This is a genomic window from Xenorhabdus sp. SGI246, assembly GCF_040838225.1.
Taxonomy (GTDB): domain Bacteria; phylum Pseudomonadota; class Gammaproteobacteria; order Enterobacterales; family Enterobacteriaceae; genus Xenorhabdus; species Xenorhabdus indica.
In genome coordinates this window covers 1-8,308 of sequence record NZ_JBFPEZ010000156.1, presented here as the reverse complement: position 1 = coordinate 8,308, position 8,308 = coordinate 1, and the positions used below count along the sequence as shown (strand labels likewise).

Genomic DNA, 8,308 nt, shown 5'->3' with positions numbered 1-8,308 from the left:
AGTTTGAGCTAATACAGATAAGCGAATAAAAATATATCCCTTCAATTTTCAAGCTATCTCTTGGTGGCTTTATATTCCAGCTCTTTCGGGAGCTGTTTATTCACCCACATCTGAAATCAATATTTTCAACGAGGTAACGCGATAAATCCCTCTTCCAGCCCATGAACTTCCATACCTTCCGGCATAGCTTCCCCGATAGTTACCTGACGAGATACCGCCGGGCTTTTTAAATTCGGACGCCAGGTTACGGTTAATTGTCCATTGCTATCATGAGTTAATGCCTTTTCTGGCACAACTGTGCCCCGTTCATTGCGATAAGTAATAATATTCACTTTGGCACTCATACCGGGTCTGATGGGATAACCCTGTTTCAGGGGTGAAGTCACTTTAATCACAACGTCATAATAAATCGCCGATCCGGGGTTGTTGTTATTCACACTTTGCATGGCAATGGTTTCAATTTCACCATCCAAAGGGTGATCGGAAAACCCCTCCCCGCTAATTTTTACTGCCTGCCCTTCTCTGAGTTTGGCGAGATCAGTTTCTTCAACTTTTGCCAGTACCTGATACTGTGTTGTGTCCATTACTTCCAGTAAAGGCATCCCATCGGTAACCCGAACGCCGGTCTGAATCGTTAACAGCTTCCCCTTTTCTCCCTGTGTTGCTCTGAGCATGACACCGGAAAATGGCGCTTTGATTTCTTTATGGGTGTATTGTTCCTGTAGCGCCTGATAGCGGCTGGTTGCATTTTGCAGCTCCATTTCTGCAACACGTACATTGCTGGCGCTTCCTTTTTGTCGGGTTGATACAAGATCATCCTTTACAGAAGCGAGCTCCGTGAGTTGCCGACGAAGTTGCTGCTCAAGGTTTTCTACTTCCATTCGTGGAACGATACCTCGTGAAAAAAGCGCCTGTGTTTTTGCCAGATTATTTTTTAATTCCATCACCATATGATTCGCATTTTCGACATTTCTTCTGGCGCGGATGACTTCCTGACTGTTTTCCCAATCATGCAATTGTTCAACGGCAGATGAGGCTTTGATCATTTCAACCTGCGCCTGCCGAAGTTCAATATCCAGCTTGCGGGTGTCAAGTGTCACTAATGTCTGGCCAGCTTTCACTTGTTGCCCTTCTTTGACCAAAACTTGTTTGATAATGGCATCAAATGGCGCAGGGATAGTTTCGAGACGCCCGGATTGCAGCTTGCCGACCAGACCTAATTGCTTTTCTATCAGGTTGTGTTTTACTTCAATCCACTGTACTGATCCCTGCTCTGACGATTCTTTTGAGGACAAATACCCTGAGAACAATAAGGCAAAAAAACAAATTACTATGACAAGTACGCCAACGATGGCCCATTGATAACGTTTAGTCATTGAGAACGATCTCCCAGCTTTCCAGTGTCGTGCCAAGAATTTGATCCAGTTCGGCCTGAGCATTGAGATAGTGGATAAGTGTATTCAGGCGTGCATTTTCGGCATTTCTCAAGTCGGTTTCAAAACTCAGAACCTGAAAGTTACTGGATCGCCCTGCCTGTAATTTTTCCTGTTCAATTTCGAGTTTCTTTTGAGAAAGTGAACTGGCTTTTATTGCTAGTTGATATTCCTGCCAGCGTGATTCTGTATCCCGGATGGCATTGATGACTTTTTGTTCCAGATTTATTTTGGCTTCTTCCAGATGTAACGCCTGCTTCTGGACTTCCACTCTGGCCTGAACTTCCTCTTGTTTCCGGGTCATATCACCGATTGGAATATCCAGTTGTATACCCACATAATTTTCCCAGTTGCGGGCCTCAGAAGAGGATGAACGATACTGGGATGTTCCTCCAACCAATGATAAATCCCAGAGCTGGTTATCTCTGGCCTGCAATAATTGAATATCTGCCGTTTTGACGGAAAGTAACTGGATCAGATAATCCGGCTGCTGAGCCTGCGCTTTTTTAATGGATTGTTCAACATTCAAGCTGACGTGAGTACCTTCCAGCGTATCGGTCGCCTGGATGGGGGTTTTAAGGCTCAGGGCAAGTAACTTAAGTAATGCCAGCTTGGCAGTATGCACACTGTTTTCAGCCTCTTTTGCCGATAGTTCCTGCATGGCCAAATCAGCCTGCGCCTGTATGATATCTGTCTGGGCCATTCTGCCGGCATCAATCAACTCTTTGTTCGTTTCCACTAATCTCTGCATACGTTTAAGGGAAGCGATGGATAATGCCTGTTGCTCCTGAGCACGAAGTAACGCATGGTATGCCAGAATAATTTGCGTGATGGAATAGGAAATAGTTGCTTTTAGATTCAATCGGTTGGTTTGTTCCCGGAGTTTTGCCAGTAATATCGGGGCATTATTAATATCGCTTCCTGCTCCCCGTAAAAGAGGCTGTATCACAGAAATACTTGCGCCATCATTGTGAAGTTTGTTTATCCTTGAGTTATTGTTCTCACGCGTCCAGGAAAGTGTAAAACGCGTTCCCAAAGGAGTGAGCAATGTGGCATTCGGAGAAAGGTTAGTTTTTCTGAAACTTGAATCCTGACTTTTACCTGCAATGTAGCGTCCACTTAGCTGTAATTTTGGTGTGAATCTATCCTCTGCCACCCGTAAATCAAATTTTTGGGCGATGCGATCCAGATAAATACTGCGGATTGCGTAGTTATTCCTTAAACCAAGCGATATCGCATCACTCAACGACAGGCCGATCACTTCTCCAGAAGTTTCCCGGCTAAGACTGTAATCAGGTTCTGATAAAACCCATCGTCCCTGTTCAGATGCAAAGGTTTCTGTTTGAGGAAAACAGAAAAACAAAGTCAGCGAGCTATAAAGGAAATATTTTTTAATCATCACGTAATGCCTGTACCGGTTCCATTTGAGAGGCTTTATGCGCGGGATAAAAGCCGGAGATAAGCCCCGCTACGATTGAACTCCCTATTCCTAATGGAATAGATAAAGGAGCCAGAGAAAATGACCAACCAGAATAAAGAACAAAAATAATGGCGACGATGACTCCGACTAACGCACCAAGAATTGCGCCGGCAAAAGTCAGTGCCGCAGCTTCATACAAAAAAAGACGCCGGATATCTTGAGTTCTTGCCCCTAAAGCCATTCGCAACCCAATCTCTTTTCGCCGGGCCGAAACGTTCATCAGCATCACATTTGAAATTGCAATGCCGCCAGTGAGCAGCGAAATGCCGGCTAACCCGATCAACATAAAAGAAAAGGTTTTACTTTGTTCTGTCTGCCCTTTCAGTAATTGCTGAGCAACCCGAACATCAATGTTAACCTCTGGAAACTTTCGTTTGAGTAACGCCAATAAATCCTTTGCATCGGTTTCTGTGGTTGCGTTTGTTATGGTACGGGCGATGATGCCGTTCAGATCAATATTGGATGAGATTTTTCGCATGGCATTGATAGGAGCAACCACAACCGAATCGAGAGAAAAAGGAAAGATGGGGTTTTGCCCTTTTACCTCGAAAATGCCAATGACAGTGTATAAATAATTGCCAAGCTGAATCTGCTTGCCAATTATGCGGGATGGGTCCCCTTCACCAAGGGTAACCGCGACTTCATTGCCAATGACCAAATAAGGGGAGTGCTGATCATAATCAGAGATGAAGCGGCCATAACGAAGTCGCAATTGCATAACTTCTTCCAGTGCCGCAGAAGAACCTATCACGGTAAATGTTTCTGTTTTCCCGTTATATCGACCGGAAGAAGGAGAATAGATCCACGGTGCTGTTGAAGATAAACCAGGAATAGCCGTTGTCAGCTCGGCCATGTTAAGTGAGTTACTATCAACCCCATGATTATATGAGTAAAAATTTGTTGTAATGACGTTGATATCCAGCCCACTGAACATCTTTAACGCAGCCAGTGTGGCGTTATGTCCGGTATTCACAAATGCCACAATAGACGCACAACCAATAGCAATCCCGGATAAAGCAAGCAGAGAACTTTTCCCTGTTGCCATTAAGTTATGCCAGGCTTCTTTCCACATCATTAATACCGACATGCCATAGTTGCCGGACTGACGATTATCATGCATGCGTTGTCATCCTTTTGGTTTCATGCAACTGACCATCAATCATGCGTAATTCACGCTGCATATGGTTTGCAACCATAGCATCATGGGTTATTACAACCAGCGTCATCGCGTTTTCTGTGTGAAGAGAAGAAAGCAGTAATAAAATTTCTTCTGCCGTTTGTTGATCCAAATTACCAGTCGGTTCATCAGCCAGCAGTAATGAAGGTTCTCCGACCAATGCCCTGGCGAGCGCTACTCGCTGACGTTGCCCGCCGGATAAATCTGCCGGATAATGCATGGTACGGTGTGAAAGCCCTACCAAATGCAGTTTTTCTCTGGCAATTTTATGGGCCTGCGAGGCAGAAATACCACGGTAAAGAAGCGGCAGAGCGACATTTTCTGTCGATGTCATTCCGGCCAACAAATGAAAACTTTGAAAAACAAAACCAATTTCTTTATTACGCATTCTGGCACGAAGATCAGCATCGGCTGTTGACATATCAACGCCACAAAGAAAATATTCCCCCGAAGTAGGCTTATCCAGCAGACCGAGAATATTCAGTAACGTGCTTTTGCCTGAACCTGATGCGCCAACAATAGCGCAACTCTGACCGGCAAAAATTTGGGTGGTGATATTTTTCAGAATCGATACTTCGCCCTCCCCTCCATGTTGATAAACACGGGTTAGCCCTTGCATATTGATAACAGGTGATATCGGTATTGTGGAATGAAGCGAATTTATCTTTTCCATTATTTTTATAATATCTCCCTGCTTTAATGTCTACATTCATCTTTATTAAGATATCTGGCTTCTGATATCGTTAAGGAATTAATAGTCAAGTCAACTAAAATCAATGTTGTTATGGTACATTGCATTGCAATTATAAATAAATTATTTTCTTTGCGTGAATAATAGTGGAATAATTATTAATCATAAAACATGATAATAAAGATTAGATTCCTAATCCAGAATATAAAAACATATAAAGTTTATAAAATTTAAAATTGTAATATCTCCTGCTGATGATTTATATTTAGTATGATTTATGATAATAAATATATTTGACTTGAAAATTATAAAGTTATGACAGGAGAATGTTTATGTTCAAGAAATTATTAACAGTTGGAACATTAGCTGCAGCATTGATCGGTGGAATCGGGACTGCATCTGCATCTGCATCTACAGATATATCTAACGCATATTATGGTTGTTATGAAGCTCAATATTATGATATGGGGGGGACAGAGGTTAGAGCGTTTAGAACTGTTGTTTATTCCAAAGGCGACATTATAGCTGGTGATTTTAATGAAAATGGATATACATGGTATATAATATCTAATAAAAAAGATTGTGGTGATGGAAAATATGTCGTTCTCTATGCAAATAAAGAAAATCCCTGGTGAGCACCACTCTCAGTGTAGGTGGAATTTAAAAGAATATTTAAAATTACATAATTAAATCTACCAATTCCTTGAAGAACCTCGTTATTTTTAACGAGGTTTTTTATGAATAATAAAGCTTTCTATATTAAATGCATCAATTACAGTGCATTACTTTATGACTATAAATAATTTTATTTATGTAAAAATAGCACCATTATGATTTATCATAAAAAATAAAATATAGAGATGATTTCTAAATTTTAAAATTGTAATGTCATCTACTAATGACTTATATTTAAATGCACATTATCAAATACAATTTTGATAATTAATGTATTTAAGTTGCAAATTTTAAAACTATTACAGGAGAAAGTTTATGTTCAAGAAATTATTGACAGTTGTGGCATTGGCTGCGGGTGTTTTGTTGAGTAGTAACGCAATGGCACTAAATAATTGTCAGGTTGAAAACGTACCAAAACATCTTACCGGTAATCTTTATGAAATGTATGTTGTTAACCCTACAAATAACTTCGCAAATACCTTTGAAAGGTATGGTATCACATGGTATTTTAAAGGAAAAATTGGAAATGGAGAGTGCAGATATAATACTGGAAAGAAAGCCTATCAAGCTTATTATCAAGGAAGAAAATACTAATTCACCAGAGAAAATTATTATCATAATAAATTTGTGATGCAGATAAACCCCGTTTAAAACGACGGGGTTTTGGATATTATAATGAACGATGATATTCCCGATTTTCCATTATTAGTCGGTGGAATATTAGCAACAGGTATTGCCTTAACTGGAGGAATTGGAACTGCATCAGCAAACGTAGATATCCCCTGGAACAATTGCTATTCTTCTCCTATAGAATATAACAATGGCATATACACTAAATATCTTGTTAAAGATGGCATTGTTTTTCTTGATGTACGTAACGAGAATGGAATTAAATGGCATTTAAAAGGTTTCAAAAAATTATACGTCTGTGGAATGAATGTTTATGTTGGTAAATATGAAGGTGTAAAATAATAGGAATTTTGAGATTGTAAAACTACCTAGTAATGATTTACATTTGGTATATATTATCAAATATGATATTAAAAGTAATAAATTTAAATCATAAATTATTAAAGGAAATTTTTTATGTTTAAGAAACTATTAACAGGTGGATCATTAGCCGCAGGTATATTATTAACTGTGGGAACTGCATCAGCAAATACAGATTTTAACTATAACGATTGTTATAGTTCTGGAAGAACCCACACTGGCCTAAATGGTACAATATTTGTTTTATATGAAGTTCGTCCTAATTACGCTTTTGATAATGTATTTACTGATGGAAATGTTAGGTATTATTTACAAAGTGTTAAGCCGGTAGCCCCTCGTTGTGGTAAAGGATATGTTGCTTACTATGAAGGTAAGAAAATATAAAATCCTCTGGATAGCCTCTTATTAGAGGCTTTTTAGCGGAATGTTACTTTATGTCAATTTATCCTATATCCTTTTGCTAATCATCCTCGACATATGGTTATCAGGTTGAAATGGCCCCTTATTCTAACCGATGCAAACGCACTTTGATTTCATCAATATAAAATCGCTTTAATTTTTCTGGTTTAATATCAATTTTTATCAAAAAGCAGCAGAATTATGGAGTGATAGACAGGTCGCTGCAATTAAGTGGTTAGCTATTATGATGAATGCGTTAAATCGAATTGGAATAGCCTGCCGATATCATGTAGCGCCGTAATTATAGTTATTAACTACCCGCCTAAATCAGGCGGGCATGTAAATGATATTACTGCCCTTATTTAATCTTCCCTAATTCAGTTGTTCGCTAACAGAGGGCGCTAAATTTGATATTTGCAAAAAAATCAGTAACCTGAGAAAAATAATTGAATAAATTGCAAAAATGAAAATTACACTGGAAGAAATGCAGGTGTTTATTGCTGTGGTAGACAGCGGTTCAATAACTGCTGCTGCCGAACGATTGGATCTTACTATTTCCACTACCAGCCGGGCTTTGTTACGCCTTGAAGAGAAAATGGATAGTACTTTGTTATACCGTACTACTCGACGGATCAAACTCAGCGAAGAAGGTGCCGCATTTTTACAAAAAGCGCGTGAAGCGGAAATCTATCCACAAATAACACTGGAGCTGACCAATTATGAAGGTGTGACCAACTTGCTGGAAAAGCATACAGACATTGCCTTTCGTATTGGGTCGCTAACGGATTCTTCCCTGCATGCCACACTGTTAGGTCATAGTCAGTTACGTATTCTGGCAAGTCCTCTCTATTTACAGCGCTATGGAGAGCCTGAAACGGTTGAAGAATTACAACAACACTGTTTACTCGGATTTACTGCACCAGAAAATCTCAATGAGTGGCCACTGTACGACGGTGATAAAAAGGGTTTTAAAATTACGCCGACGATTGCCGCAAGCAGCGGTGAAATCTTGTGTAACCTGGCTCGAAAAGGTGTGGGCATAGTGTGTTTGTCTGATTTCATGACTCATGAGATGAGAGAAACAGGAGAGTTTAAACAAATATTACCTCACATCACTTTCGAGCAAAAACAACCGATTAATGCAGTCTATTACCGTAACCAAACACTTTCTCCGCGTTTGCGCTGCTTTATCGATTTTATTAAAAGCTATAGTTCAAGCCTTAATCGGTTGTGATATTAGCTATTGTCGACAAAGTGTAGCTGATTATTATCACCACAAATAAAAATGGAACCTTTATCTTTTTTTCCTCAATTTATAAGTGAGTGACATTTCAATGCATAAACTTAACTCATTTTTGGGCAAATTATCTTTTGGATCTAAAACTATCGCCCGATTTTTTGAATAAGTCAGTTCAGGAAAAAGAGTTCTAAACGTATCAATCGTAAGCGCTCAATTAAACCGT

At 39.6% G+C, this 8,308-nt stretch carries 9 protein-coding genes; 5 read left to right on the top strand and 4 right to left on the bottom strand.

Annotated features, from left to right (window positions below):
* Positions 1-125: 125 nt before the first annotated feature.
* Genes ABLA85_RS18795 through ABLA85_RS18780 form a run of 4 tightly spaced genes read right to left on the bottom strand, consistent with a single transcriptional unit; the run spans position 126 to position 4,763 of the window.
* Entirely contained in the window at positions 126-1,376 is a 1,251-nt protein-coding gene (locus ABLA85_RS18795) for an HlyD family secretion protein (RefSeq protein WP_367965825.1), read from the bottom strand.
* Entirely contained in the window at positions 1,369-2,832 is a 1,464-nt protein-coding gene (locus ABLA85_RS18790) for a TolC family protein (protein WP_367965824.1), read from the bottom strand. The genes ABLA85_RS18795 and ABLA85_RS18790 overlap by 8 nt, the downstream gene beginning before the upstream one ends.
* Positions 2,825-4,033, bottom strand: coding sequence for an ABC transporter permease (locus ABLA85_RS18785; RefSeq protein WP_367965823.1), 1,209 nt, complete (start codon positions 4,031-4,033; stop codon positions 2,825-2,827). The genes ABLA85_RS18790 and ABLA85_RS18785 overlap by 8 nt, the downstream gene beginning before the upstream one ends.
* Positions 4,026-4,763 carry an ABC transporter ATP-binding protein gene (locus ABLA85_RS18780; RefSeq protein ID WP_367965822.1) on the bottom strand — a complete coding sequence of 246 codons (738 nt, stop codon included), beginning with the start codon at positions 4,761-4,763 and terminating at the stop codon, positions 4,026-4,028. Before ABLA85_RS18780 ends, ABLA85_RS18785 begins: the two co-directional genes overlap by 8 nt.
* A 350-nt stretch (positions 4,764-5,113) precedes the next feature.
* On the opposite strand from ABLA85_RS18780, the gene ABLA85_RS18775 reads away from it, so the two are divergent.
* From ABLA85_RS18775 to ABLA85_RS18755, 5 genes are all read left to right on the top strand, one after another.
* Positions 5,114-5,416: a hypothetical protein gene (locus ABLA85_RS18775; protein WP_367965821.1), complete on the top strand. Its 303-nt coding sequence runs from the start codon at positions 5,114-5,116 to the stop codon at positions 5,414-5,416.
* Between the two features lie 355 nt (positions 5,417-5,771).
* Positions 5,772-6,050, top strand: coding sequence for an LCI fold-containing protein (locus ABLA85_RS18770; RefSeq protein WP_367965820.1), 279 nt, complete (start codon positions 5,772-5,774; stop codon positions 6,048-6,050).
* Positions 6,051-6,131: 81 nt separating this feature from the next.
* Positions 6,132-6,428: an LCI family antimicrobial peptide gene (locus tag ABLA85_RS18765; protein WP_367965819.1), complete on the top strand. Its 297-nt coding sequence runs from the start codon at positions 6,132-6,134 to the stop codon at positions 6,426-6,428.
* 114 nt (positions 6,429-6,542) lie between these two features.
* A complete protein-coding gene (locus tag ABLA85_RS18760) occupies positions 6,543-6,830 on the top strand; it encodes a hypothetical protein (RefSeq protein WP_187649339.1) in 288 nt (95 codons plus the stop codon).
* 478 nt (positions 6,831-7,308) lie between these two features.
* Complete coding sequence (locus ABLA85_RS18755) at positions 7,309-8,079, top strand: LysR substrate-binding domain-containing protein (RefSeq protein WP_367965818.1); 771 nt, start codon at positions 7,309-7,311, stop codon at positions 8,077-8,079.
* Positions 8,080-8,308 lie beyond the last annotated feature (229 nt).

Coding starts and splice junctions, on each gene's coding strand:
- ABLA85_RS18790 (WP_367965824.1), bottom strand. CDS start 2,832: ATGATTAAAAAATATTTCCTTTATAGCTCGCTGACTTTGTTTTTCTGT.
- ABLA85_RS18775 (WP_367965821.1), top strand. CDS start 5,114: ATGTTCAAGAAATTATTAACAGTTGGAACATTAGCTGCAGCATTGATC.
- ABLA85_RS18765 (WP_367965819.1), top strand. CDS start 6,132: ATGAACGATGATATTCCCGATTTTCCATTATTAGTCGGTGGAATATTA.
- ABLA85_RS18755 (WP_367965818.1), top strand. CDS start 7,309: ATGAAAATTACACTGGAAGAAATGCAGGTGTTTATTGCTGTGGTAGAC.
- ABLA85_RS18785 (WP_367965823.1), bottom strand. CDS start 4,033: ATGCATGATAATCGTCAGTCCGGCAACTATGGCATGTCGGTATTAATG.
- ABLA85_RS18770 (WP_367965820.1), top strand. CDS start 5,772: ATGTTCAAGAAATTATTGACAGTTGTGGCATTGGCTGCGGGTGTTTTG.
- ABLA85_RS18795 (WP_367965825.1), bottom strand. CDS start 1,376: ATGACTAAACGTTATCAATGGGCCATCGTTGGCGTACTTGTCATAGTA.
- ABLA85_RS18780 (WP_367965822.1), bottom strand. CDS start 4,763: ATGGAAAAGATAAATTCGCTTCATTCCACAATACCGATATCACCTGTT.
- ABLA85_RS18760 (WP_187649339.1), top strand. CDS start 6,543: ATGTTTAAGAAACTATTAACAGGTGGATCATTAGCCGCAGGTATATTA.